Source organism: Pseudotabrizicola algicola, assembly GCF_010915705.1.
Classification (GTDB): Bacteria; Pseudomonadota; Alphaproteobacteria; order Rhodobacterales; family Rhodobacteraceae; genus Pseudotabrizicola; species Pseudotabrizicola algicola.
The window spans coordinates 50,719-74,560 of the sequence record NZ_JAAIKE010000004.1; the positions used below are offsets into that span (position 1 = coordinate 50,719).

Genomic DNA, 23,842 nt, shown 5'->3' on the forward strand with positions numbered 1-23,842 from the left:
TGCCACTGCCGGCAGATTGCCGGCATATCAGTCCAGATGCCGCGTGTCCTGCAGCAGCACCACGATCTCGTCACGCATGTCGCGCAGATCGGTCACATCGGCGGGCGGCATGCCATTGGCGATGATCGCCTCGTCAAAGGCCTGCATCACATGGTTCTCGCCGTTGCGGATGCTGTCCATCACATCCTCGTCGATCTCGTCGAACAGCGCGCGCAGCGAGACCACCGCCTTGTTCACCGTGCCCATAAAGGTGCCATCTGCATCCGGCTCCGCGCCGTGGCGGATCAGCATGGCGGTCAGCGCGGCGTTGTGCCGGTCATGCAGGGCGCGGAAGCGGTCGGCCACCGGACGGAACTCCGGCTCGGCCTTCTCGACCATCTTCACATAACCCACCAGCGCATCCACCGTGCGGCGCTGCACGTTCAGCAGCGCCTCGCTGGCATCGGGGGCGGCCTGCGGCGCGTCACCCTCATGCGCTGTGTCCGGGGTCAACATCATCGAAGCGGTTGTCGGGGGCAGCATGGAAGTTCCTTTCATGCAAATCAGGGGTGCAGGTGAACACCGGTCGATCCGGCCAGAAAGGCCGGCCAGACCGTGTGGCTCTTGCAAATCAACGCGCAAACGGCCCTGCCGGTTCCCCGCCCGCCCCCGATCCCGAGGCACCCTTGCACCCTGTCCGGTCGGGCCGGGACGCTGGCACGCCCCGGCCCGACCCGCGTCAGAAGGTCAACCCGCAGGCCTCGCGGATCGCGACCTGAACCGGCGAAGGCGGCAGCGCCGGATCGAACTCTGCCTTCGGTCGCAGGGGCGGCTGCGCCATGAAGCGGGGCCGCGTCCCCCGATGGGGCTGCGCCGCATGCACAAGGAACGGATGGCACAGATAGACCGTGCCCGCCGCCCCCGTCGCAAGCACCTCGGGGCAGTCCGCGGTCGAGGCATATCCCCCTGCCGACAACTGCCGCAAGCTCGCGCCGCCCTCGCCAAAGGGAAGCAATTCGCGCGCAATCGTCCGGTGTGACCCTTTCCGGATACGGGTCGGCGCGTCATCCGGCCCGACATCCGAAAACAGGAACAGCATCAGCAACGCGCGCTGGCTGCTCTTCACATTGGCGCGCCATTCCATGAAATCGGGACTGTCGCCAAAGCTGACATCCACATGCCACCCGTCATCGCCGGGGGCATCCGCCGAAGGAAAGCGGATCGGAAAGGTACCAAGCCCCTGCGGCGCAATCCAGCGCCCCGCCCCGACAAGTTGGTCATAGGCCCGATGCAGGCGCGGCGTGTTCGCGGCCTGAAGGAACGCGGGCGAGGCCATTGACGCGACCCGTATCACAGGTTGCGTCCAGTCCTGCGGCCTGTCTGGCGAAAGCCCTATGGCAGACCACAGCTCGTCCCTGCACTGCTCTGCCAGTTCGGCAGGAAAGGCCTCGTCGATACGAATGAAGCCGTCGTCGATAAATTCTCTGACCTGACCAGATGTCAGGCCGCCCTCTGCGGAAGATTCCATTTTTCCATTCTCCGAACGGCGCCCGCAACAGCGAAGCGCCTTGCATTGATCTCACGGCGCCCTGCGCCGCACGGCGGGGCCGTTCAGATCAGCGGAAAGAATGTGGACATGAACATCATGCCCGTCAGTTTGCGACAAGGACCGGCGGTCGTCAACTCCCGCAGCCTCCGGATGGCGCGCAAATGGCGGGTTTGCTCCGATGATGCTCTGCCGCCCGAGGCAGCGGGGGCAAGGCCCCCCGTCGCCCTATCCCTCCACCAGCACCACGACCGATTGCCCCGGCGCGGTGATCGTGCCGCTGGCGGGTTCGGCCATCGCCACCTCGTCGCACGCGCTGCACAGGCGCTGCATCCAGTCACCCTCGGGCAGCACAAAGTCGCAGTCATCGCCCGCGTTCAGGATCACCAGCACATCGGCCCGCTCGCAGCGGCGCAAGAGCAGCCCCAGCGGCCCGTCCTGCCCCCAGTCGTCCTCGGCCATCTCGCGCCCGTCGCAATGCAGCCAATGCGCCTCGTCGGCCACGCCGTCACTGTGGCCCGCCCCCACCGCAAAGCGGCGACTGGCCAGCCCCAACTCCTGCCGCAGCGCGATCATCGCGGCAGTCGCGCGCATCAGGCCCTCGTTGCCCGGCCAGTCGATCCACGCCAGTTCGTTGTCCTGACAATAGGCGTTGTTGTTGCCGTGCTGGCTGTTGCCCATCTCGTCGCCCGCCAGAATCATCGGCACGCCCTGCGACATCATCAGAGAGGCCAGCATCGCCCGCACCCGCCGCGCCCGCCCGTGCAGGATGCCCGGATCATCGGTCGGCCCCTCGGCCCCCATGTTGTGCGACAGGTTGTGGTCATGACCATCGGCACTGCCCTCGCCATTGGCCTCGTTGTGCTTGTTGTCATACGAGACACAGTCCCACAGCGTGAACCCGTCATGCGCCGCCAGAAAGTTGACCGAGGTGGTCGCAGGCCGCCGCGAATGGTGGAACTGCGTGGGCGAGCCGAGCAGGCGCTGCGACACCCGCCCGCGCAAGCCGCCATCGCGCCGCCAGAACCCGCGCAGATCGTCGCGCGCCTTGTCGTTCCATTCGCGGAACGGCCAGGGAAAACCCCCGACCTGATAGCCGCCCTCGCCGATATCCCAAGGCTCGGCGATCAGCTTGACATGGGAAAGCACAGGGTCCTGCCGGATCGCGTTGAAAAACGCGCTTTCCCGCTCGAACCCCGCGCTTTCGCGCCCGAGGGTCGAGGCAAGGTCAAAGCGGAACCCGTCCACATGCATCACCTGCACCCAATAGCGCAAGGAATCCAGCACCATGCGCAGCACCATCGGATGCGCCACGTTCAGCGTGTTGCCGCAGCCCGTGGTGTCAAAGCTGTGGCGCGGATTGTCAGGCGACAACAGGTAGTAAGACGCATTGTCGATCCCCCGGAACGACAGCGTCGGCCCCATCTCGTTGCCCTCGGCGGTGTGGTTGTAGACCACGTCCAGCAAGACCTCGATCCCCGCCTCGTGAAAGCGGCGGACCGCGTCCTTGATCTCGGAAAGCTGGCCGGTCTTGAGATAGGGCGCATGGGGCGCAAAGAACGAAAGCGAGTTGTAGCCCCAGTAATTGCTCAGCCCCTTTTCCAGCAGATGCCGGTCCTGCACGAAGGACTGCACGGGCAACAGCTCGATCGCCGTGATCCCCAGCGCCTTCAGATGCTCGATCACCGCAGGCGCGGCCAGCCCCGCAAAGGTGCCGCGATCGGCCTGCACCACACCGTCATGGCGCATGGTCAGCCCCTTCACATGCGCCTCGTAGATCACCGTCTCTTCCCACGGACGGAAGAGTGCCCGGTCCGCCGACCAGTCATAATTCGGGTCCACCACCCGCGCCTTGGGCATGAACGCCGCCGAGTCCCGCGCATCGAAGGTCAGGTCATCGGTGCCGATCTCGTATCCGAACAGGCTGTCATCCCAGTCGATCGCCCCCGTCAACTGCCGCGCATAGGGGTCAAGGAGCAGCTTGTTAGGGTTGAACCGATGCCCCTCCTCCGGCGCATAGGCGCCATGCACGCGGTAGCCATAGGCCTGCCCCGGCGCGAGCCCCGGCAGATAGCCATACCAGATGCCGCCCTCCATCTCGGGCAGGTCCAGCCGCGCCGTCTCGGTCACGCCATCATCGTCGAACAGACACAGCTCCACCCGCTCGGCATGGTCGGAGAACAGCGCGAAGTTCACCCCCGCTCCATCATACTCCGCCCCCAGAACCGAAGGCCGGGCCGAGGCCGCGTCGAACACCAATCCCTGCGGGGCCGCTTTCAGCATCACGACACCACCTGCTGGAACAGCGCCCCGAACCCGCGGCTGGCGCGCGGCTTGCGCAGCGCGCGCCGTGACAGCATCTGCGTCGTCACCAGAGTGGTTCCCCCCGGTGTCACCCGGAACCAGCGCCGGTCCTCGTCGGGGTCCTCGCCCACCACAAGCCCCTCGGGCAGCGTCACCCCGGGCGCGATCAGCGCCTTCGTCAGGCGGCACCCCGGAGACAGCCGCGCGCCATCCATCAGCACCGATTGCTCCATCATGCCCCAACTGGGCTGGCCATTGCGGTTGCGCAGCGGCGCAAACAGCTTCACCCCGCCCACCGCGGTCGACATGCCAAAACGCGACAGCGCCGGTGCCGCCTCCACTGCAAATGGCCCCAGATCGGGCGCAGGCAGCGCGCAGGGCGTGTCGCTCTCGAATTGCAGCCACGTCTCGCGCAGCGCATCCAGCGTGCCGACATCGCGCCAGAACACCTCGTGCCCCTCTGCCGCTTCCCAGTTCCACGCAAAGGCCTGCCCCGCCCGCACCGCACGCGGCAGGATGTCATGGCCAAAGTCATGGCTGCTGCCCGCCAGAGCCGCATCCTCGGCCAGCATCCGGCGCAGCCATGCCCAGTCGCAGACATAGATCCCCATGCTCGCCAGCGCATGATCCGGATCGCCCGGCAGCGTCGGGGGCACATCGGGCTTTTCCACGAAATCGGTGATCTTCCCCGCCGCGTTGGCGGTGATCACGCCAAAGCCGCGCGCCTCGTAACGGTCCACCACCTTGGCGGCCAGCGTCACCTGCGCGCCCGCGCGGCGATGGGCCGCGATCAGCGGGCGGTAATCCATCTGGTACACATGGTCCGCCGACAGGATCAGCACCTCGCGCGGGGCAAGCGCATCGATCTGCTCCACATTCTTCCAGACCGCATCCGCCGTGCCGCCATAGGACAGCGCCGCCACCTGCTCGCTGCCGCGCCGCACCATCAGCCCGCCGGGTGCCAGCCGCCCCGACCATGCCACCGCCAGATGCGCCTCAAGGCTTTCGGGCCGGTATTGGCTGGCCACGACCACATTCTGCAAGCCCGATTGCACGATGTTCTGCATGGTGAAATCCACGATCCGCCGCCGCCGCACGAAAGGCAGCGCAGGCTTGCAGGTCCGGTCCGTCAACTCGTAAAGGCGCGATCCGCGCCCGCCCGCAAGCAGGATTGCAACGGGTGCCTTACCGGCATCTTCATGCGTGATTTCAGACACTTGATCGGCCATGTTGCGAAACTCCGGCAAGAGGGAATGGCCCGCGGGGGCCTGTCATTCCACGATGGGGACATGCGGGTTAAACTCGTCACATCGCCAGAGGTTGCATCACTTTTGCATCAAATCTTTCTGCACCCGCATATTTTTTCGGGCAGGCCGGCACAGCGGCGTGCCGCCTCCGGTCAGAGCGGCCAGAACAGCAGGATCGCAGGCACCCCGACCACCGTCACGATCACCTCCAGCGGCAGACCCATCCGCCAGTAATCGGAAAACCGATAGCCCCCCGGCCCCATCACGATGGTGTTGTTCTGGTGCCCGATCGGGGTCAGAAAGGCGCAAGAGGCGGCAATCGCCACCGCCATCAGATAGGAATCGGGGTTGGTGCCTGTCGTCTCGGCCAGACGGATGCCCACAGGCACCGCAAGAATGGCCGTCGCATTGTTGTTCAGCACGTCCGAGATGAACATGGTCGCCACCATGAGCGCCATCAGCCCGACCCATGCGGGCAGTCCCGCCGTCGCCGCCGCCAGCCCTTCGGCAATCAGCCCCGAGGCCCCCGTGGTATCCATCGCCACCCCCAGCGGGATCAACGAGGCAAGCAGCACGATCACCGGCCAGTCGATATGTTCATACAGGTCCTCGACCCCCAGAATCCGCACCAGAACATAGCCCACAACCACCGCGCCCAGCGCCACCGGCATGCTGGTCAGCCCGAGGCTCACGGCCGCAATCGCCAGCGCGAACATCACCACGGCAGCCACCGAACGCTTTTCCATCGTCACCGTCTCGCGGCGCCCCAGCGGCAACAGACGCAAGGCATCGGCAATGCTGTCGGCCTGCGTCTCGGGGATCAGCATCAGCAGGATATCCCCCGCCAGAATCCTTGTGTCGCGCAGCTTGTCATGCAGCGTGCGGTCGCGCCGCATGATGCCCAGCAGCACCGAGTCGTGGTCTACCGCCAGCTTGGCCTGCCGCGCCGTGCGCCCCACGATGCGCGACTGGTCGGTCACGACGAATTCCACCATCACCTCCCCCGCAAGCGAGATGCGCGGCGCATCGGCGGCCAGCCCGTCGGGGTAGGCCAGTTGCAACTCCACCCGCGCCTCGTCCAGCAGCGTCGGGCTCGCCTCCACCAGCAGGATATCGCCCACCTCCAGCACGATGGTGTCGGGCAGACCGTAAACACGGCGGCCCCGCCGCTTGACCGCAATCAGGCTGGCGCCCAGTGCCTCGCAATCCGCGCGCAGCTCCGCCTTGTTGCGGCCGATGGTCTTGGACTCGTCCGGCACCACCAGTTCGGTCACATAATCGCGCATCCGCGCCTCGACATCCGCGCCCGCACCGGAATCCTGCCGCTGCGGCACAAAGCGCCAGCCGACAAAGGCCACGAACAAAAGACCCGCCACCGCCACGATGCCGCCCGCATAGGCAAAATCGAAAAAGCCGAAGGGCGCGCCCAGCGCCTCGCGCCGGAAGCTCGACACGATCAGGTTCGGCGGGGTGCCGATCAGCGTCAGCATCCCGCCCAGAATGGTGGCAAAGGCCAGCGCCATCAGCGTCAGCCCCGCTCCCCGCCCCGCCTTGCGCGCGGTCGCCACATCCACCGGCATCAGCAGCGCCAGCGCGGTCACATTGTTCATCACCGCCGAAAGCAGCGCGCCCACCGCGCCCAGCCGCAACACATGCAGCGACACCGGCAGATCGGGGTTCGACAGCACCCGCGCCAGCGCATTGATCGCGCCCGTGCGGATCAGCCCCGCCGAGACGACCAGCACCATCGCCACCGTGATCACCGCCGGATGCGCAAAGCCCGAAAACGTCTCTTCCGCAGGGACCAGCCCCAGCAAGGTGCCGACAATCACCCCGCCCAAGGCCACGATATCATGCCGCACCTTTCCCCAGATCATCAGCACGATTATCACGGCGAAAAGGGCGAACAGCAGGGCCTGATCTTGGGTCAATTGGCGATGCACTCCTTGGGGCAGACAGGAAACGTGGCAGCGCCGCTTCGGGTTCCGGCCCGCAGGGGCGCGGCGCAGATAAATCCGGCCCCTCCGCCGCCGTCGCGCAAAGCACGCCAGCCCGACGCCGGACCCGTCCCGCGCAATTCCTAAGAAACCGTTAAGCCCGCAGGGTCAACCCGTTGAAATCACGGGAACTCCACAGCCGTAACACAGGGGGCCGCCTTGCCTACATCCCCACCCGCGCCGCCCGCCCGCCGCGCCGCCGCGGCGGCTCGGGCGCGGTCAGCGCCTCGGTCAGCACGCGGGTCATCGGATGCTCCGGTGCCGCCATCCCGTATTCGGCCAGCACCACCCGCAGGGCCTCTGCACTCTCCACCCCCGGCCGCAGGCTCAAGGCCCAGTCGATGAAGATCGACCGGCACTCCCCGCCCGTGATCCCCTCGATCCGGTAGCTCTCCCGCACCAGCCCCTTGGGGTCCGCCTCATCCAGCCGCATCACTCGCCTCCCCATCCGCGCCCCCCATCATGGCCGCAATCACCCGCTCGGCCCGCCCCGTCACCGCCTCCAGCCGCGCCGTCAACGCCTCGGCACTGGCCTCGCCCGTCTCGCGCAGCAGGAACGCCCGCCCCCCGATGCCGAGGCTCTCCATCTCCAATGGCCCCTCGGTCAGCAGGCGGGTGCCGCATTGCAGCCGCCAGAGCAGCCTGTAGGCATCCAGCAGCGCCGTCTGATCCGAAGGCGACACCCCCGCCGCCGTTCCCGCCGCCACCTGCCGCTCCACCCCCCGCGCGGCACTGCCCGAGACCAGCGCGATCATCTGCGCGCAGAGTTCCACATCCATCAGCCGCCCCGGCCCGTTCTTGGCCTCCCAGCTGCCCTTGGCGGGCTTGGCCGCCTGCAACCGCCCGCGCATCGCGGCCACATCGGCGCGCACCGTGGCCCCCTGCCCCTTGCGCGCCAGAAGGTCGCGCCGGAACGCCTCCACCTCGGCCGCCAGCGCCGCATCCCCCGCCAGCACCCGCGCGCGGGTCAGCGCCAGATGCTCCCAGGTCCAGGCCTCGGCCTCCTGATAGCTGGTGAAACTCTGCCACCCCGTCGCCACCGGCCCCTGCCGCCCCGAGGGCCGCAGCCGCATGTCCACCTCGTAAAGCCGCCCCTCGGGCATCTGCGCGGTCAGCGCCGTGACCACCGCCTGCGTCAGCCGTGCATAATAGGGCCGCGTCGCCAAGGGCTTCGGCCCGTCCGACTGTTCCACCCCCGCCGCATCATAGATCATGATGAGGTCCAGATCAGACCCCGCATTCAGCCGCTGCGCCCCCATCGAGCCCATGCCGATCAGCACCGCACCCCGCCCCGGCATCGGCCCGTGCTTGCGGGCAAACTCCGCCGTCACCACCGGCCACAGCGCGCCCACCACCGCATCGGCCAGATCGGCATAGCTTTTCCCGGCCTCGAAGGCATCGATCAGCCCGCGCAAGTGATGCACCCCCACCCGGAAATGCCATTCCTTCATCCAGCGCCGCGCGGTATCGAGGCGCTTTTCGTAATCCGGCACCGCCTCCAGCGCCTGCGCAAGCTCGGCCCGCAAGGCCTGCGTGCCGGGCCACGCGGTCCAGAAACTGCCGCCGATCACCGCATCCAGCACCCCCGCATTGCGCGACAGATGCCGCGCGAGCGAAGGCGAAGTGCCCGCAATGTCGATGATCAGCTCGATCAGCGTCGGGTTCGCCTCGAACAGCGAGAAAATCTGCACCCCCGCCGGCAATCCCGCCAGAAAACCATCCAGCGCGCGCAGCGCCTCGTCGGGGTTGGCGGCGCGGTGCAACTGCCGGAGCAGTTGCGGACGCAGCCGCCGGAAGATGCCCTGCGCCCGTTCGGACCGCAGCGCCGGATAATGGATCCAGCCCGCCACGATCTGCGCGGCCGCCTCCGACAATTCCGGCCCCGCCTCGGCCTCTCCGGGCGCGAAGAAACTGTCGGTCAGGCTGTCAACGCGCGCGATCCGCTCCAGCAGTCCGGCACGGAACGCGGCCTCCTCCTCGCCGCAAAAGGCGGCAATCCGCGCGACCCCTTCGGCGGTGACGGGCAGATCATGCGTCTGCGCATCGCCCACCATCTGCAGACGATGTTCCAATTCGCGGTGCGCGCGGTATAGCGCGGTCAACTCGCCCGCCACATCGGACGGCACCCAGCCCTTGGCCGCCAGCACCGCCAGACCGCCCACAGTGGTGCGGTCGCGCAGATCGGGGTCACGCCCGCCCGCGATCAGCTGCCGCGTCTGGGTAAAGAACTCGATCTCGCGAATCCCGCCCTGCCCCAGCTTCATGTTGTGGCCTTCCACCACCACGCGGCCATTCAGCCCCCGATGCTCGCGGATGCGCAGCCGCATGTCATGCGCATCCTGAATCGCGGCAAAGTCCAGATGCTTGCGCCAGACAAACGGGGTCAGCGTTTTCAGGAACCGCTCCCCCGCCGCCAGATCACCGCCGCAGGGCCGCGCCTTGATATAGGCCGCCCGCTCCCACGTGCGCCCGACGCTTTCGTAATAGCTTTCCGCCGCCGCCATCGACAGGCAGACAGGGGTGACAGAGGCATCGGGGCGCAGGCGCAGATCGGTGCGAAAGACATAGCCCTCGCCCGTCAGGTCCGACAGCAGCGCCGTCATCTTGCGGGTCACACGGATGAAGGCGGCCCGCGCCTCCTGCTCGGCCCCCGGATAACGGGTTTCATCGAACAGGCAGATCAGGTCGATGTCCGACGAATAGTTCAGCTCGCCCGCGCCCATCTTGCCCATCGCAAGGCTGACCATGCCCGCCGCCGTCTCCGCATCCTCGGGCGTGGCCCCGGGGATCTTGCCGCGCCGGATCTCCTCCGCCACCAGCCGCACCATCGCCAGATGCACCGCCCGGTCGGCCAGCGTGGTCAGCGCGCCGGTGACCGTCTCCAGCGGCCAGACCCCGCCCAGATCGCAGAGCGCGGTCAGCAGCGCGACGCGCCGCTTGGCAAGCCGCAGCCCCGAGCCGAGATCATCAAGGGCAAGTCCGTCGATCCGGTCGAACTCGGCCTCCAGCGCCGCCTCGGGCGCTTGCGACAGCGCGGCGCGCAGCCATGCGGCCTCGCGCGTCATCAGCCCGCGCAGGTAAGGGCTGCACCCCGCCGTGGCTGCCAGCAGCCCTGCCACCTCGGGCGGCAAATCGGCAAAGCCCGCCCGCACCTCGGCAGCGGTGGCAGCGTCAAACGGGTGGGGTGAGCGGGTCAGGCGTGCTGAAAAATCGGTCATCATGCGCAACAGCTTTGGCCAAGGACAGCGTCCGGGTCAATTCCTGTCAGGCAGGCACAGGCGGCACGCGTCGGGGGGCGCCGCCCCCGCCTCCGGCCCCGCAGAGCCTGTCCGAAAGGCGCAAGGCAAAGGACGGGCGTCCTCGTGCGCGCGAAAGGTTAAGCCTTCCTGAAGATGAAAGGCCAAGCCCATGATTTCATTGACTCGAAGGCGTGTAACACAGCGGGAAGGCCGGATGACATCGCAAGGCCCGCAAACCAAAAATCCCCCACTTTCGCAGGGGCCTTTGGGGCAGGAATGGCGCGGTTGACGGGGCTCGAACCCGCGACCCCCGGCGTGACAGGCCGGTACTCTAACCAACTGAGCTACAACCGCACATTCCGTCCGGCCCAAGGTCACCCCCGCGCCGTAGGGGGCTTTTAGGGGCATGCGCGGGGGGCGTCAAGCGGCAGAGCGCAGGCAGCGCGGCTTTTTTCGCGCGGCCTCCAGCAGGTGCTTGCGCAGTCCCTAGCGCGGGGGGGCTGGGATGAATTCATCAGCATCGTCAGGGGGCAGGCGGAAGCGGCCATGCGCCCAGTCTCCGGCGCGCCACGCCTCGCGGGCGGCGTCGATCCGCTCGCGCGAGGAGGCCACGAAGTTCCACCAGATGTGGCGCGGCCCGTCCATCGTCGCCCCGCCCAGCAGCATCACCCGCGCACCCCGATCTCCCGCCTTCAGCGAGACGCGGTCACCGGGGCGGAACACCAGCATGCGGCCAGTCTCGAAACTCTGCCCGCCGACCGTCACCTCACCCGACAGAATGTAGGCCCCCCGATCTTCGTGGTTCTCCGGCAGCGGGATCGCCGCCCCGGGCGCGAGCACAGCGTCGGCATAGAAGACCTCGATTCCGGTCGGCACCGGCGCGGTCTCCCCATAGGCCGAGCCGAGGATCAGGCGCAGGTGTTTGCCCTCTCCCTCCAGTTCCGGCAGCGTGGCCTTCGGGGCGTGCACGAAGGCGGCGGGGTCATCCTCCATCGCGCGGGGCAGCGCAAGCCACGTCTGCAGGCCGAAGAGATCATGGGGCGTGTCGCGGATCGCGCCGTCCTGCCGTTCGGAATGGGTGATCCCCTGCCCCGCCAGCATCCAGTTCACATCGCCCGGCGCGATCCAGGAATTGGTGCCGAGGCTGTCGCGGTGGTGGATGCGCCCCTTCATCAGATAGGTGACAGTCCCCAGCCCGATATGCGGGTGCGGGCGCACGTCTATGCCCTTGCCGGTCAGGAATTCCGCAGGCCCCATCTGGTCGAAGAAGATGAAGGGCCCGACCATCTGGCGCGCGGCAGACGGCAAGGCGCGGCGCACCTCGAACCCCCCAAGGTCACGCGCGCGCGGCACGATCACGGTTTCGATGGAGTCGACTGCGTCACCGATCGGGATGGAAGGGTCAAGAACGGGGTTCCAGCTCATCATGCGCTCCTTTTGCCTGAATTTAGGGCCTGAGGGGCGCGATGTCTTTGCCGATCCCCGCGCGGAATTTGTGCGTCACAGCACGCTTCAGCCCAGCAGACGGCGCAGGATGGCGGTGAAGGTGGCGGCTCCGGGGGCGATCAGCGCATCGGGAAAGTCATAGGCAGGGTCGTGCAGGGCGGCACTGTCGGGACCGGCCCCCAGCAGAAACATCGCGCTCCGCGCGCCCGTCCCGGCAAAGCGCCCGAAATCCTCCGAGGGACGCATGGGGCCATCGGCGGGGCCGAAGGGGATGGCGGCGTCGGCAAGGCCTGCCTCGATCTGGGCGACCGCCAGAGGATCGTTGTCACAGGCGGCAAAATCATCATGCCAGCTCAGGTCCAGCGCGATGCCATGCTGCGCGGCAATCCCGGCGGCAAGCTGGCCTGCGCGGGACTTGAGCGCAATCATGTCGGCATCCGTCAGGCTGCGCAGGGTGACCCAGAGTTCACCATCGCCGGGGGTGATGCCGAATGTGGGCGCACCCAGACGGGCATGGGTCAACGTGACCAGCCGAAACCCCGGCTCCAGCGCCCCGCCGGGGCCGAGCGCGGTCAACGCGGGGATCAGCTCGAACAGGGCAGCGGCGGGCGACAGGCCCGTATCGGGGGTTCCGGCATGGGCGGTGCGGCCCGTCAGGCGCAGGCGCAGGCCGCAGGACGCGCAATTGGCCGGACCGGCCGAAACCCGCGCCTGCCCCAGCGGCAGACCGGGCATGTTGTGCAGCGCAAAGGCCCAGTCGGGGCGCAGCGGCGCAAAGGCGGGATCGGCCAGAACGGCGGCGGCACCAGAGCCATCCTCCTCGGCAGGCTGGAACAGCAGCACGGCCCGCCCCTTGGCCGGTCTTTGCCGCGCCAACAGCCGGCCGACGCCAAGCAAAATGGCCGAATGCCCGTCATGGCCGCACAGATGCGCAACACCCGGCACGCTCGAGGCATGGGCCGGACCGGGCGCTTCCGGAATCGGCAGCGCGTCAAGCTCGGCGCGGATCATCACGGTCGGCCCGGGGGCGGCACCCGAAAACACGGCTGCCACTCCATGCCCGCCAAGGCCGGTCACGATCTGGTCTGGCCCGAGCGGGGCAAGCGCCGCCCGAACCCGCCCTGCCGTTGCCGCCTCGGCGCCGGAGACCTCGGGGTGGCGGTGCAAATCGTGACGCAGCCGGGTCAGGTCTGCGATGTCCTCGGGGGTGAGAGTCATGCCATGCGCCTTTCTTTTGGCCAGAGCGGACCCTGCGGCGCGCGCGATGTCAAGCGAAGCTGCGGCTTGTGCTTGCCGCCTGTGCAGGTGTCGTCTAAGCAGGAGGAAAGGACGGTTTTCATGCGCATTCTGATCACGAACGACGATGGTATCAACGCTCCGGGGCTGGAGGTTCTGACCGCCATCGCCCAGGAGATCGCAGGGCCGGAGGGCGAGGTCTGGACCGTGGCCCCGGCCTTCGAGCAATCGGGCGTGGGCCATTGCATCAGCTATTCGCATCCGATGATGATCGCCAAACTGTCCGAGCGCCGCTATGCCGCCGAAGGCAGCCCGGCCGATTGCGTGCTGGCCGCCATCTATGACGTGCTGGAGGGGGCCAAGCCCGATCTGGTGCTGTCGGGCGTGAACCGGGGCAACAACGCCGCGGAAAACACGCTCTATTCCGGCACCATCGGCGGCGCGATGGAAGCCGCGTTGCAGGGCATTCCGGCGATCGCGCTGTCGCAATACATGGGGCGCGGGACCGAAGGGCTCGACACGCCGTTTCAGGCATCGGTGGTGCATGGCGCGGCGGTGGTGCGGCGGCTTCTGGAAAAGGGCATCTGGACGCAGGATGATTTCCGCGTCTTCTACAACGTGAATTTCCCCCCCGTGGCCGCCGACAAGGTGCTGGGCACCAAAGTGGCCGCCATCGGGTTTCGCCGCGACACCTCCTTTTCCTGCGAGCCGCAGGTGTCCCCCACGGGGCGGCGCTATCTGTGGATCAAGGGCGGGCCGCAGCACACGCCGACGCTTCCCGGCACCGATGCCGCCGTGAACCTCGAAGGCTGGATTTCCGTCACCCCTCTGCGCGCCGATCTGACCGCGCATGATCTTCTGGCGCGGCTCGAGGCGCAACTGGCATGATGGGACCCGGCGGCCCGGAGGATACGGACGCCGAACGCAAGATGCGCTATTTGTTTGGACTGCGATCAAGAGGCGTGACCGACGCCCGCGTGCTGACCGCGATGGAACGGGTCGACCGTGGCCTGTTCGTGCGCGGGCATTTCGCCGACCGCGCCTATGATGACATGCCTTTGCCGATTGCCTGCGGGCAGACCATAAGCCAGCCCTCGGTGGTGGGGCTGATGACACAGGCCCTGAACGTGCAGCCGCGCGATACCGTGCTCGAGATCGGCACCGGCTCGGGCTATCAGGCCGCCATTCTGGCGCAGCTTGGCCGCCGCATCTATACCGTGGACCGGCACCGGCGGCTGGTGCGCGAGGCGCAGGGCGTGTTTCAGGCGCTGGGGCTGGTCAACATCACCGCCTTTACCGCCGATGGCAGTCATGGCCTGCCCGATCAGGCGCCGTTCGACCGCATCATCGTGACCGCCGCCGCCGAAGACCCGCCCGGCCCCCTCTTGGCGCAGCTTAAGGTTGGGGGTATTATGGTGCTTCCTGTCGGCCAGTCCGACACGGTGCAAAGTCTGATCAAGGTCACCCGTGGCATCAGCGGGTATGATTACGAAGAATTGCGCCCGGTGCGTTTCGTGCCGCTGGTCGAAGGGCTGGGGGCAGAGTAAGCGGCGGGCGTGGTGAACGGCACGACCCGAGGCCGACCATATGACGTAACCAAGGGCGGGAAACACCGTCCGGAAAGCACAAGAGGCAGAGCATGACCCGCATTTCCCCGGCCCCGATGCCCAAACCGCTGCGTATCCTGTGGCTGGGAAGCGCCCTTGCAACGCTTTCGGCCTGCATGCCCTCGGGGGGCGGCAGCCCGTTTGAGGGTCTTGACTGGGATCTGCGCAACGGCCCCGGCGTGCTGGCCACATCCGAGGCGGCGCTGAACGCGACCGAGCGGCGGCCCGAGCCGGATTCGCGCGGCGTCATCTCTTATCCCGGCTATCAGGTGGCGGTGGCGCGGCGGGGTGACACCGCAGCCTCTGTCGCGGCGCGCGTGGGCATCAACACCGACGAATTGGCGCGTTACAACGCGATCATTCCCACCGATCCCCTGCGCGAGGGCGAAATTCTGGCCCTGCCGCGCCGGATCGCCGATACCGGCCCCGTGCAGGGTGGCGGCATCTTGCCGACCGGCAGCCCGTCCGTCGGCGCCTCCCCTGCCCCGGTCGATGTCTCGACCATCGCCACCACCGCGCTCGACCGTGTCGGCACTCCGACACCGCCCGCCACCACCCGCCCCAGCACCGGCGGAGAGCCGGTCCGCCATCAGGTGCGGCGCGGCGAAACGGCGTTTTCGATCGCGCGCAGCTACAACATCTCGGCCAAGTCGCTCGGGGAATGGAACGGTCTGGGGCCGAATCTCGATGTGCGCGAAGGCCAGTATCTGATCATTCCGGTCGCTTCTTCCGCGCCGCCGCCTTCGGCTCCCGCGCCGCAACCCGTCAGCCAGCCCGGCACCGGATCGCCGACGCCGACGCCGCCCTCGGCTGCCAAACCTCTGCCCGCCGAACGGACAACGCCGGCGGCCACCGCGCCGCGTGAAACGCCCGCCTCCCCCGATCTGGGCGCGCAGCGCAGCACCTCGACCAAGATGCTGATGCCGGTTCAGGGCTCGATCATCCGGCCCTATTCCAAAGGGCGCAATGACGGGATCGACATTTCGGCACCCGCAGGCACCGCCGTGAAGGCCGCCGCCGATGGCACCGTGGCCGCCATCACGACAGACACGGCCCAAACGCCGATCATCGTCGTGCGCCATGCCGACAATATCCTGACGGTCTATGCCGGCGTGGATGGCATCAGCGTGAAAAAAGGCGATCGGGTCAGCCGCGGACAGACGATTGCCGCCGTGCGCGCGGGCACCCCGTCCTTCCTGCATTTCGAGGTGCGGCGCGGGGCAGACAGCACCGATCCGGTTCCCTTCCTGCAATAAGGCTCCGCGAATGATACCTGACCTGCCCGACGCAGGTCAGGACAGCACCAGCGCATGGATGCCGGTTGCGGTGGTGCCCTCGGCCAGAACGCGGGTCACGCCGACGGGCAGAAAGCTGTGATCTCCCATCGCCACGGTCCGCGTGCCGCCCGCCACCGTGCGCAAGCAAACCGCTCCCGCCCGCTGCACATAGAGCGCAATCCCAACGGCGGACAGATCGGCACTGTTTGAGGGGGTGACCGGCAGCAGATCAAGCGCCGGACCGGTCAGCGACGGGGTGCGAAGGGTAAACGGGTTTGACATGACTGGCTCCATAGGGTGCTGCGCCGGAGCGCATGACGGGCTGCGCAACCGCGCTTCAAGGCCCGTCACCCTATGGAACAAACGCTTAACGCCCGCCAAACCCGCCGCGCGCTCTGCTCAGGCTCCGGTCTGCCGCCGCAGTTCGCGCAACTGGTCGGCGGTGATATAGCCGCTGGCCCGCACTGCCTCGTCGCGCTGCCATGCGGCAAGGGCGGCGCGGGTGTTGCGGCCAAATACCCCGTCGACCCCGCCCGTGTTGTAGCCAAGGCGGGTCAACATGCGCTGCACCTCGCGCCGTTCCGATGCGGTGAGCGACAACAGCCGCTCTTCCAGCGCATCCTCGTTCGCGGGCGTCGACGGCGACGGCTCGGCCACCGCCCCGGCCTGCTGCTGGATAAGCCGCACCTGCGAGGCGGTGACATAGCCGGTCGCGTTCAGCTTGTTGGCGGTTTGCCAGCGCTGGATCGCGCTGCGGGTGTTGGTGCCCCAAAGCCCGTCCGCAACCCCCGTCGGATAGCCAAGGGCGGTCAACTGGCGCTGCAGCGTCGTGCGCTGCGCCCGCGTCAGGCCGATCCCTGCCTCGACCGAGGCGGCGCTGGCATCCGGCGGCGTCGCGGGCGGGGTGACAACCGGCGCGGGCTGGGTGCCGGTCACCGGCGCGCCAAGGCGGGCCAGAGCGCGTTCGGCAGCGGCGCGCTGGGTGCCGTTCGGAAACCGCTCCAGATAACTGCGATAGGCCGCGACCGTGTTCACGCGCTGCGCCTCGCGAAAGGCATTCTGATCCAGCTCTTGCGCCAGAAGCGATTTGGCGACGCCGGAAACGATATCGCTCAGATCGGTCTGCGCTGTGGCAGGCGCGGCAAGCGCAAGACTTGTTGCGATGAAGGTGCTGATCACAAACTTCTGCATCGTCAGGTTCCTTTTGACCGATGACGCGACCAAAAGAAGCCGCGCCCTTTGCCCCAACAACGCGCGAACCGGAAACCGGTTGCAGAAATTCTAGCGGCAGCGAAGTTCGGCGGCCAGTCTTTGCCGCGCCCGCCAGACCGCGCCGAGGACGCCGGCACGGTTGCCAAGGCGGCTGGTCAGGCACTGCGGCATCGCGAAAGGCTGCTGCGCAAGGCGCCGCACCACCCGCGCCAGAAGATCGGGGCGCTGACCGACGCTGCCGCCGAACACCACGATCTCGGGATCGGTGATCGCGGCGACCGAAATCACGGCCTGCGCCAGTTTGTCGGCAAGCCCTTCCACCACGGTATCAAAGCGCGGATCGTCCGCAGCGAACAAAAGCCGCAGCGTCTGGCCGCGCGTGCCGCCCCTCGCCTCATAGGCGGCAACCAGAGGCGCCGCCCCCACGCGGCTTTCCAATGCTCCGGTGGCAAAACTCTCCTTCGCGAAAGGCGACGCGCCGATCGGCAAAATTGCGACCTCTCCTGCCGCCCCGCTCGCTCCCTGCAGGATCTGGCCATTCACCAGCTGGCCCAGCCCTATACCGGTGCCAAGCGAAAGAAAGGCCATCGACGACGCGCGATGGCCCAGCCAATACTCCCCCAAGGCGGCAAGGTTCACATCATTCTCGACCGCAACCGGCATTTGCAGGGCAGCGCTGAACACGCCGGAAAGATCGGCTCCCCGTAGCCCGGCAATGTTGGGCATCCGGCTGACATGCCCGGTCCGCGGGTGCACCGCGCCCGGAATGCCGATCGCCGCCGCCATCGGCGTCTCCGCCTGTGCCACCAGCCTGTCCCGATGCCGCTGCACCTGCGCCACCAGCGCCGCGCCCCCCGCCGGATCGGTCGGCTCGTGCACTTCGGCAAGGCAGCGCCCCTCCAGATCGCTCAGCACGGAATGCACCTTGGTGCCGCCGATGTCGCAGCCCAAAAGCACCGCCGCATCGGCGCGCAACCGCCCCGCGGTGATCCACCCCGTCTGCACCAGTTCCGCCGAGGCGACACACTCCGTCGCCGCCTGACCCGCCAGCAGATCGGCCAGAAGACCTCGCGCGCCCTGCGTTGCGGGCAGGCGAGCCAAGAGCGCCTCGCGATCCTTCACCGCCGCCCCAAAGCCTTTTCGCTGGCCGCGTCGAACAGGTAAAGCGCCCCCCGCGGGGCCGAGGCCTGCACGGTGCTGCCAATCGCGGGGATCATGCGGGCCGGTGCGGTGGCAATCACCGTGCGGCCTTCGGTCAGGAAATGCACCAGCGTTTCCGGCCCCAGCGGCTCCACCGCCGTGACCTCGCCCGAGATCGCAAAGGCCCCCTCCTCCGCGCCGACCACCAGATCATGCGGGCGCAGCCCCGCCAGCAGCGGCCCGCCTGCTTGCGCCACGATGCGTCCCTCCACCTCGGCAGCAGGCAAAAGGTTCATCGACGGGCTGCCGATGAACTGCGCCGTAAAGACGTTGGCGGGCGCATCATAGATTTCGGTCGGGGTGCCCGATTGCAGGATGTGTCCGTCCCGCATCACCACAATCCGGTCGGCCATCGTCATCGCTTCGACCTGATCATGGGTGACATAGACGATGGTCGTGCCAAGGCGCTGGTGCAACCGCTTGATTTCAATGCGCATCTGCGCGCGCAACTGCGCATCGAGGTTCGACAGCGGCTCGTCGAACAAAAACGCCGCCGGATCGCGCACCATGGCGCGGCCGATGGCGACGCGCTGCCGCTGCCCGCCTGACAGCGCCGCAGGCCTGCGGTCCAGCAGCGGGGTCAGCCCCAACATGGTCGCGGCCTCGGTCACCCGCGCATCCTTCTGCTCGCGCGACAAGGGCGAGGTGTAAAGCCCGAAGGCAATGTTCTGGCGCACGGTCATATGCGGGTAAATCGCGTAATTCTGAAACACCATCGCGATGTTGCGCCGCTTGGGGTCCAGCTCGTTCACCACCTGATCGCCGATCAGGATCTCGCCGCCCGACACTTCCTCCAGCCCCGCAATCATGCGCAGCGTGGTGGATTTTCCGCAGCCGGACGGGCCGACAAAGACGACGAACTCGCCATCCGCAATATCAAGGTTGATGCCGTGGATCACATCGGTCTTGCCGTAGGATTTCACGAGGTTGCGCAGCGCAATGGTCGCCATCAGGCAGCCTCCACCAGAGATTGAAAGGATTGGGCCAGCAGGTCCGCCGCCTCGGCCTCGGCCCGCGCATGGGCTGCCGCCTGATCGGCAAATCCGGCCAGACGGGCGCGGTATTCGGCCAACGCCTCGGCAAGCGGCTCGGGCGCGGGCCCGCCAAAGCGATTGCGGACCGACACGAAATATTCGGGCGAGACGATGTGCCGGAACTCGGCTTCCGTCAGCGCCGGTGCCTTCCCCGTGGCCGTCGTGAAGCCCTCGCGGAACGGCGCATAGCCGCCCGTGGGCAGATCGCTGCCCGCCGCCACCACCGCGCGGGCGACATGGGCGGCAATCTCATGCGCGGCGCGGAACGAAAGCCCCTCGCGCCGCACCAGCGTATCGGCCAGTTCGGTGATGGTAATGCAGGACCGGCGGATGTTCTGCGCCACCCGCGCGCCCTCCACCTGCATCTGCGTGACAAACGCCGCCAGCAGGCGCAGCACGCGGCCCGCCGAGTCGAAGGCCTGATAACCGGCTTCCTGACTTTCGCCTTCGCTGTCATTCATGTCGGTAAAGGGCGTGTTGTGCATGATGTCCAGCATCACCCGCGCCCGCCCTACCGTCTGGCTGGACAGGTGGCGCATGTGTTCAATCGGCACCGGATTGCGCTTTTGCGGCATGATCGAGGAAATCTGCACCAAGGCATTGGGCACATAGATCTGCCCCACTTCAAACGCGGTCCAGAATTGCAGGTCCTGAATGAAGCGGCCCAGATGCAGGAAGGTCAGTTCCAGCGCCGAATAGCTGGCGGTGATGTAATCCACCGCCGCGATGCAGCTGTAGGAGTTGCGCTGCGGAGCGGCAAACCCCAGAAGCTGCGCCACCCGCGCGCGGTCCACCGCAAAGCCCGATGTGGTGATCGCCGCCGCCCCCATCGACGACAGGTTGACCACGCCCCGCGCCGCCTCCAGCCGCTCGATGTCGCGGATCAGCACCTCGATCACCGCCGAAAGGTAGTGGCCCAAGGTCGTGGGCTGCGCAGGCTGGCCGTGGGTATAGGCCACGATCAGCGTGGCCTGCTCCCGCTCTGCAGTCGCGATCAACGCCTCCAGCAACCCGCGCGCCTGTTCCAGCGCCCCGTCCAGCCGCGCCTTCAGCGACAGCTTGAACAGCGTGTGGTCAATGTCATTGCGCGACCGCGCCGTATGCAGCCGCCCCGCATCGTCGGGGCCAAGCCGCGCCTTCAACTCGCGCTCGATCAGGAAGAAGAAATCCTCGACCTCGCCCTTATAGGTCAGGGACGCGGGGTCCACCTCGGCATCGATCGACACCAGCGCGCGGGCAATCCGCCCCGCCACGTCGCGCGGCAGGATGGCAGTCTCTGCCAGCATCACCAGATGCGCGCGGTCGATGCGGCGAAAGCCGTCTATGTGATGGGTCTTTGCCCCGTCAAACAACGGGCGCAGCACGGTTTCCTTATATACCGGATCGGGAAACCGCGAGGTATCGGCAGATTTGGGATCGGTCATCGTCATCCTTTCAGACCCGCCAGCATCACCCCGCGCACGATGTAGCGTTGCAAGAGCAGGAACACCAAAAGCGTGGGCAAGGTGGCCAGCGATGCGCCGGTCATGATCATCTCCCACTGGATCGCCTGTTCCACCGCAAAGCTGGAAAGGCCGATGGGCAGGGTATAAAGCTCCTGACTGGTGGTCACGATCAGCGGCCAGAAAAACGCGGTCCAGTTGCCGAGGAAGGTAAAGATCGCAAGCGCCGAGAGCGCCGGAGTGACCAGCGGCATCGCGATCCGCCACCAGATGGTGAATTCGTTCAACCCGTCGATCCGCGCGGCCTCGATGAAATCATCCGGCACCGTCTCGAAGAACTGCTTCATCAGGAAGGTGCCGAAGGCCGTCATCATCCCCGGAAACATGATGCCCCAATAGGTGTTGATCCAGCCGAACTCGGCCGACATCAGATACCACGGGATCACCAGCATCTCGGTCGGGATCATCAGGGTCGACAGGATGGCAAGGAACACGAAATAGCGCCCGCGAAAGCGGAACTTGGCCAGCGTGTAGCCCACCAGACTGTCGAAAAACACGTTCGACAGGGTGACGGCAAGCGCGATAAAGGTCGAGTTCAGGAACCACCGCAGGAAACGCCCGTCGGACAGCACCTTCACATAATTGTCCAGGGTGGGGGACGCCGGGATCATCCGCAGGTCATAGACCTGCCCCGCGGTCTTCAGCGAGGTCGAGAACATGAAGATCAGCGGCGTCACCATGATGACCCCGCCGATGAACAGCGCGGTCCAGATAAGGATGCGCCCCGGATGGATGCGCGGCATCGCAAGCGTGGGGGTGGGGGCCGAGGCTGTTGTCATGTCCGCTCTCGCAAGATCCAGAGTTGCAGCAGCGACACCACCAGCAGGATGGTGAACAACACCACCGTCTGCGCCGCGGCATAGCCCATCTGATAGGAGGAAAACGCGGTCTGATAGATCATCAGAACCAAGGGCTTGGTCGAACCCAGCGGGCCGCCCGGATCATTCGTGGTCATGTTGTAGACCTGATCGAAGATCCGCAGGAACCCGATGGACGAGAACACCACCAGAAACACCGTCGTCGGCTTCAGCAGCGGCAGGGTGATACGGCGCAGGATTGCCCATTCGCCCAGTCCGTCGATCCGCGCGGCCTCGTAATAGGTGGTCGGAATGGCCCGCAAACCCGCCATGAAGATGATGATCTGAAAGCCGAGCCCCGCCCAGATCGCCGTCACCATGATCGACGGCAGCGCCCATGTGGTCGAATTGAGGAAGGCCATCTGCGGGATGCCAAATCCCGACAGGAAGTCATTGATCACCCCGATGGGCGCAGGCTGGTAGAACCAGCGCCAGACCCATGCCATCGCCGAGGCGGTGGTGATGAAGGGCAGGAAATACAGCGCCCGCAGGAAAGTGTGGCCAAAGCGCACGCGGTCCAGCGCATAGGCGATGATGAACGACAATATCAGGCTGATCGGCGTGCCCATGATCAGATAGGCAAAGGTGTTGCGGAACACGCGCCCGAACTGCGGGTCGGCAAACAGGCGCGTGTAATTGTCCAGCCCGATGAAGGACGGGTCCGACATCAGGTCCCAGTCGGTCAAGGACAGCCAGAAGGCGTGGCCGGTGGGATAGAAGCGGATCACCCCGTAAAACAGCACGGGCACGGCCAGAAAGCCCCAGACCCACAGCAATTGTCGGCGCCGCATGGTCCAGAAGACGTGCGGCCTGTCGGGGCGCCCCGCTGGCGCCCCCTGCTCTGTCAGTGCCATGCCCGCGAACCCGTCACTTCTTGGCGCGGTCGATGATGGCCTGCTCGGCGGCAGCGGCAGCGGCCAGAGCCTCCTCCACCGTTTGCCCCTCGATCAGGATACGGTTCGCCATGTCGATCGTGTTCTGGCGCTGTGCAGCCTCGTCGACAAACAGCGTCGTGCGCGCATACTCAAGCCCCTTGAGGAAAGGTGCATAGACCGGATTGGCCAGATTTTCCTCGGTCATGGCCGCGGCGCGGCGGGCAGGCAATTCGCCCACGACATCGAGCCAGATCTTCATCGCCTCTTCCGAGCTGATATAGGCCAGAAACTTCTCGGCCGCCTCCAGTTCCTCGCCCTGCGCGCCCGCGCCGATGGCATTGGCGAAATAGCTGGCATAGTTGGACCGCAGGCCGTCGGCATTGGCGGGAAGCTCGGTCACGCCCCATTCGAAATCCTCGATGGTGCGGAAAGAGCCCAGCCTGAAGGTGCCATCCACGGTAAACCCGGCCTTGCCGCCACGGAAGGCGGCCTGCCCTTCATCCATGAAGCCGCGCTGGCCCACCTTTTCCACAAGCTGCAGATCGGTAAAGAACTTCAGCGCCGCCGCCCCCGCCGCGTCGTTATAGGTGACCGTCCGACCATCCTCGCTATAGGGCGCGCCGCCGAACTGGCGCACCAGAACCTCGCGCCACCACTGGTGATCCTGCCCGCCCATGTCCAGCGTCATGCCCGCAACGGCCATGTTTCCGGCGGCATCCACCTGCGTGATCGCCTTGGCCTGCTCCACCAGTTCGTCCAGCGTCGTGGGCGGCGTGTTCGGGTCAAGCCCCGCTGCTTCCATCAGGTTCTTGTTGTAGAACAGCGCCAGCGAGCGCACGGCAGTGGGAAGGCCATAGTAGTCATCCCCGCGCTTCATCGCGCTGACGATGGGGAAGAAGTCTTCCTCGATCTGCGCATGCGGAAACGCTTCGGGCGACAGGGGCTGGATGACCCGCCCGCCGATAAACTGGTCGGCCCAGCCATAGAACAGCTGCAACACATCCGGCCCCTGCCGCGCCATATTGGCCGCAACCACGCGCGTCTGGTAATCGGCATAGGGAAAGGTCACGTGCTTGACGGTAATGCCGGGGTTCTGCGCCTCGAAGTTCGCGATAAGCTGGTCCATCGCGTTGACGCGGGTTTCAAAGACATATTGCCAGTATTCGATCTCGACCGCCTGTGCCGCGGTCACCGTAAATGGGCTGATGCCGGCCATCAGACCAGCGAGCAGGATACCCTTGTGCATGTCATAACCTCCGTTGGCCCGCCCTGAATGGCTGGCAA

Annotated in this window: 20 protein-coding genes and 1 tRNA gene; 3 read left to right on the forward strand and 18 right to left on the reverse strand. The window is 66.7% G+C overall.

Features of this window, described 5'->3' with window-relative positions; all coding sequences use genetic code 11:
• Positions 1–27: 27 nt before the first annotated feature.
• From G3572_RS13335 to G3572_RS13380, 10 genes are all read right to left on the reverse strand, one after another.
• Positions 28–522: a DUF2383 domain-containing protein gene (locus G3572_RS13335; RefSeq protein WP_240335549.1), complete on the reverse strand. Its 495-nt coding sequence runs from the start codon at positions 520–522 to the stop codon at positions 28–30.
• A gap of 196 nt (positions 523–718) precedes the next feature.
• Positions 719–1,507, reverse strand: a complete 789-nt coding sequence (locus G3572_RS13340) for a phytanoyl-CoA dioxygenase family protein (protein ID WP_164612684.1) — start codon at positions 1,505–1,507, stop codon at positions 719–721.
• 246 nt (positions 1,508–1,753) lie between these two features.
• Entirely contained in the window at positions 1,754–3,808 is a 2,055-nt protein-coding gene (gene glgX, locus G3572_RS13345; protein WP_164612687.1) for a glycogen debranching protein GlgX, read from the reverse strand.
• Positions 3,808–5,058 carry a sugar phosphate nucleotidyltransferase gene (locus tag G3572_RS13350; RefSeq protein ID WP_164612691.1) on the reverse strand — a complete coding sequence of 417 codons (1,251 nt, stop codon included), beginning with the start codon at positions 5,056–5,058 and terminating at the stop codon, positions 3,808–3,810. Before G3572_RS13350 ends, glgX begins: the two co-directional genes overlap by 1 nt.
• Positions 5,059–5,228: 170 nt before the next feature.
• A complete protein-coding gene (locus G3572_RS13355) occupies positions 5,229–7,007 on the reverse strand; it encodes an SLC13 family permease (protein ID WP_164612694.1) in 1,779 nt (592 codons plus the stop codon).
• A 229-nt stretch (positions 7,008–7,236) separates the two neighbouring features.
• Entirely contained in the window at positions 7,237–7,506 is a 270-nt protein-coding gene (locus G3572_RS13360; protein WP_164612697.1) for a hypothetical protein, read from the reverse strand.
• On the reverse strand, positions 7,493–10,291 hold the full coding sequence (glnE, locus tag G3572_RS13365) for a bifunctional [glutamate--ammonia ligase]-adenylyl-L-tyrosine phosphorylase/[glutamate--ammonia-ligase] adenylyltransferase (RefSeq protein ID WP_164612699.1): 2,799 nt from the start codon (positions 10,289–10,291) through the stop codon (positions 7,493–7,495). Before glnE ends, G3572_RS13360 begins: the two co-directional genes overlap by 14 nt.
• A gap of 298 nt (positions 10,292–10,589) precedes the next feature.
• Positions 10,590–10,666, reverse strand: a tRNA-Asp gene (locus G3572_RS13370).
• Positions 10,667–10,798: 132 nt separating this feature from the next.
• Positions 10,799–11,737 (reverse strand): pirin family protein, encoded by a 939-nt coding sequence (locus G3572_RS13375; RefSeq protein WP_164612702.1) that lies wholly within the window; start codon positions 11,735–11,737, stop codon positions 10,799–10,801.
• A gap of 87 nt (positions 11,738–11,824) precedes the next feature.
• Entirely contained in the window at positions 11,825–12,976 is a 1,152-nt protein-coding gene (locus G3572_RS13380) for an amidohydrolase (RefSeq protein WP_164612705.1), read from the reverse strand.
• Between the two features lie 120 nt (positions 12,977–13,096).
• Here G3572_RS13380 and surE point away from each other — a divergent pair, with 120 nt between their 5' ends.
• From surE to G3572_RS13395, 3 genes are all read left to right on the forward strand, one after another.
• Positions 13,097–13,882 (forward strand): 5'/3'-nucleotidase SurE, encoded by a 786-nt coding sequence (gene surE, locus G3572_RS13385; RefSeq protein ID WP_164612708.1) that lies wholly within the window; start codon positions 13,097–13,099, stop codon positions 13,880–13,882.
• On the forward strand, positions 13,882–14,541 hold the full coding sequence (locus tag G3572_RS13390) for a protein-L-isoaspartate(D-aspartate) O-methyltransferase (protein WP_164613186.1): 660 nt from the start codon (positions 13,882–13,884) through the stop codon (positions 14,539–14,541). The genes surE and G3572_RS13390 overlap by 1 nt, the downstream gene beginning before the upstream one ends.
• A 92-nt stretch (positions 14,542–14,633) precedes the next feature.
• Positions 14,634–15,857 carry a peptidoglycan DD-metalloendopeptidase family protein gene (locus G3572_RS13395; RefSeq protein WP_435530982.1) on the forward strand — a complete coding sequence of 408 codons (1,224 nt, stop codon included), beginning with the start codon at positions 14,634–14,636 and terminating at the stop codon, positions 15,855–15,857.
• 36 nt (positions 15,858–15,893) lie between these two features.
• Here the strand turns inward: G3572_RS13395 and G3572_RS13400 are convergent, their stop codons facing one another.
• From G3572_RS13400 to G3572_RS13435, 8 genes are all read right to left on the reverse strand, one after another.
• Positions 15,894–16,160 carry a spike base protein, RCAP_Rcc01079 family gene (locus tag G3572_RS13400; RefSeq protein ID WP_164612710.1) on the reverse strand — a complete coding sequence of 89 codons (267 nt, stop codon included), beginning with the start codon at positions 16,158–16,160 and terminating at the stop codon, positions 15,894–15,896.
• 117 nt (positions 16,161–16,277) lie between these two features.
• Positions 16,278–17,069 (reverse strand): peptidoglycan-binding domain-containing protein, encoded by a 792-nt coding sequence (locus tag G3572_RS13405; RefSeq protein WP_164612714.1) that lies wholly within the window; start codon positions 17,067–17,069, stop codon positions 16,278–16,280.
• Positions 17,070–17,159: 90 nt separating this feature from the next.
• Positions 17,160–18,212 (reverse strand): ROK family protein, encoded by a 1,053-nt coding sequence (locus tag G3572_RS13410; protein WP_164612717.1) that lies wholly within the window; start codon positions 18,210–18,212, stop codon positions 17,160–17,162.
• A complete protein-coding gene (locus G3572_RS13415; RefSeq protein WP_164612720.1) occupies positions 18,209–19,240 on the reverse strand; it encodes an ABC transporter ATP-binding protein in 1,032 nt (343 codons plus the stop codon). The genes G3572_RS13410 and G3572_RS13415 overlap by 4 nt, the downstream gene beginning before the upstream one ends.
• Positions 19,240–20,748 (reverse strand): argininosuccinate lyase, encoded by a 1,509-nt coding sequence (gene argH / locus G3572_RS13420; RefSeq protein ID WP_354004032.1) that lies wholly within the window; start codon positions 20,746–20,748, stop codon positions 19,240–19,242. Before argH ends, G3572_RS13415 begins: the two co-directional genes overlap by 1 nt.
• Before the next feature lie 2 nt (positions 20,749–20,750).
• Positions 20,751–21,605: a carbohydrate ABC transporter permease gene (locus G3572_RS13425; protein ID WP_164612727.1), complete on the reverse strand. Its 855-nt coding sequence runs from the start codon at positions 21,603–21,605 to the stop codon at positions 20,751–20,753.
• Positions 21,602–22,537 (reverse strand): carbohydrate ABC transporter permease, encoded by a 936-nt coding sequence (locus G3572_RS13430; RefSeq protein ID WP_164612730.1) that lies wholly within the window; start codon positions 22,535–22,537, stop codon positions 21,602–21,604. Before G3572_RS13430 ends, G3572_RS13425 begins: the two co-directional genes overlap by 4 nt.
• Before the next feature lie 13 nt (positions 22,538–22,550).
• A complete protein-coding gene (locus G3572_RS13435) occupies positions 22,551–23,804 on the reverse strand; it encodes an extracellular solute-binding protein (protein ID WP_164612732.1) in 1,254 nt (417 codons plus the stop codon).
• Between the last annotated feature and the right edge of the window lie 38 nt (positions 23,805–23,842).

Excerpts from the sequence above, each read along its gene's own strand:
- G3572_RS13400 (WP_164612710.1), bottom strand. The coding sequence starts at position 16,160 with ATGTCAAACCCGTTTACCCTTCGCACCCCGTCGCTGACCGGTCCGGCG.
- G3572_RS13395 (WP_435530982.1), top strand. The coding sequence starts at position 14,634 with ATGACCCGCATTTCCCCGGCCCCGATGCCCAAACCGCTGCGTATCCTG.
- G3572_RS13390 (WP_164613186.1), top strand. The coding sequence starts at position 13,882 with ATGGGACCCGGCGGCCCGGAGGATACGGACGCCGAACGCAAGATGCGC.
- argH (WP_354004032.1), bottom strand. The coding sequence starts at position 20,748 with ATGACCGATCCCAAATCTGCCGATACCTCGCGGTTTCCCGATCCGGTA.
- G3572_RS13415 (WP_164612720.1), bottom strand. The coding sequence starts at position 19,240 with ATGGCGACCATTGCGCTGCGCAACCTCGTGAAATCCTACGGCAAGACC.
- G3572_RS13335 (WP_240335549.1), bottom strand. The coding sequence starts at position 522 with ATGCTGCCCCCGACAACCGCTTCGATGATGTTGACCCCGGACACAGCG.
- glgX (WP_164612687.1), bottom strand. The coding sequence starts at position 3,808 with ATGCTGAAAGCGGCCCCGCAGGGATTGGTGTTCGACGCGGCCTCGGCC.
- glnE (WP_164612699.1), bottom strand. The coding sequence starts at position 10,291 with ATGACCGATTTTTCAGCACGCCTGACCCGCTCACCCCACCCGTTTGAC.
- G3572_RS13380 (WP_164612705.1), bottom strand. The coding sequence starts at position 12,976 with ATGACTCTCACCCCCGAGGACATCGCAGACCTGACCCGGCTGCGTCAC.
- G3572_RS13435 (WP_164612732.1), bottom strand. The coding sequence starts at position 23,804 with ATGCACAAGGGTATCCTGCTCGCTGGTCTGATGGCCGGCATCAGCCCA.
- G3572_RS13350 (WP_164612691.1), bottom strand. The coding sequence starts at position 5,058 with ATGGCCGATCAAGTGTCTGAAATCACGCATGAAGATGCCGGTAAGGCA.
- G3572_RS13375 (WP_164612702.1), bottom strand. The coding sequence starts at position 11,737 with ATGAGCTGGAACCCCGTTCTTGACCCTTCCATCCCGATCGGTGACGCA.
- G3572_RS13425 (WP_164612727.1), bottom strand. The coding sequence starts at position 21,605 with ATGACAACAGCCTCGGCCCCCACCCCCACGCTTGCGATGCCGCGCATC.
- G3572_RS13360 (WP_164612697.1), bottom strand. The coding sequence starts at position 7,506 with ATGCGGCTGGATGAGGCGGACCCCAAGGGGCTGGTGCGGGAGAGCTAC.
- G3572_RS13430 (WP_164612730.1), bottom strand. The coding sequence starts at position 22,537 with ATGGCACTGACAGAGCAGGGGGCGCCAGCGGGGCGCCCCGACAGGCCG.
- surE (WP_164612708.1), top strand. The coding sequence starts at position 13,097 with ATGCGCATTCTGATCACGAACGACGATGGTATCAACGCTCCGGGGCTG.
- G3572_RS13340 (WP_164612684.1), bottom strand. The coding sequence starts at position 1,507 with ATGGAATCTTCCGCAGAGGGCGGCCTGACATCTGGTCAGGTCAGAGAA.
- G3572_RS13405 (WP_164612714.1), bottom strand. The coding sequence starts at position 17,069 with ATGCAGAAGTTTGTGATCAGCACCTTCATCGCAACAAGTCTTGCGCTT.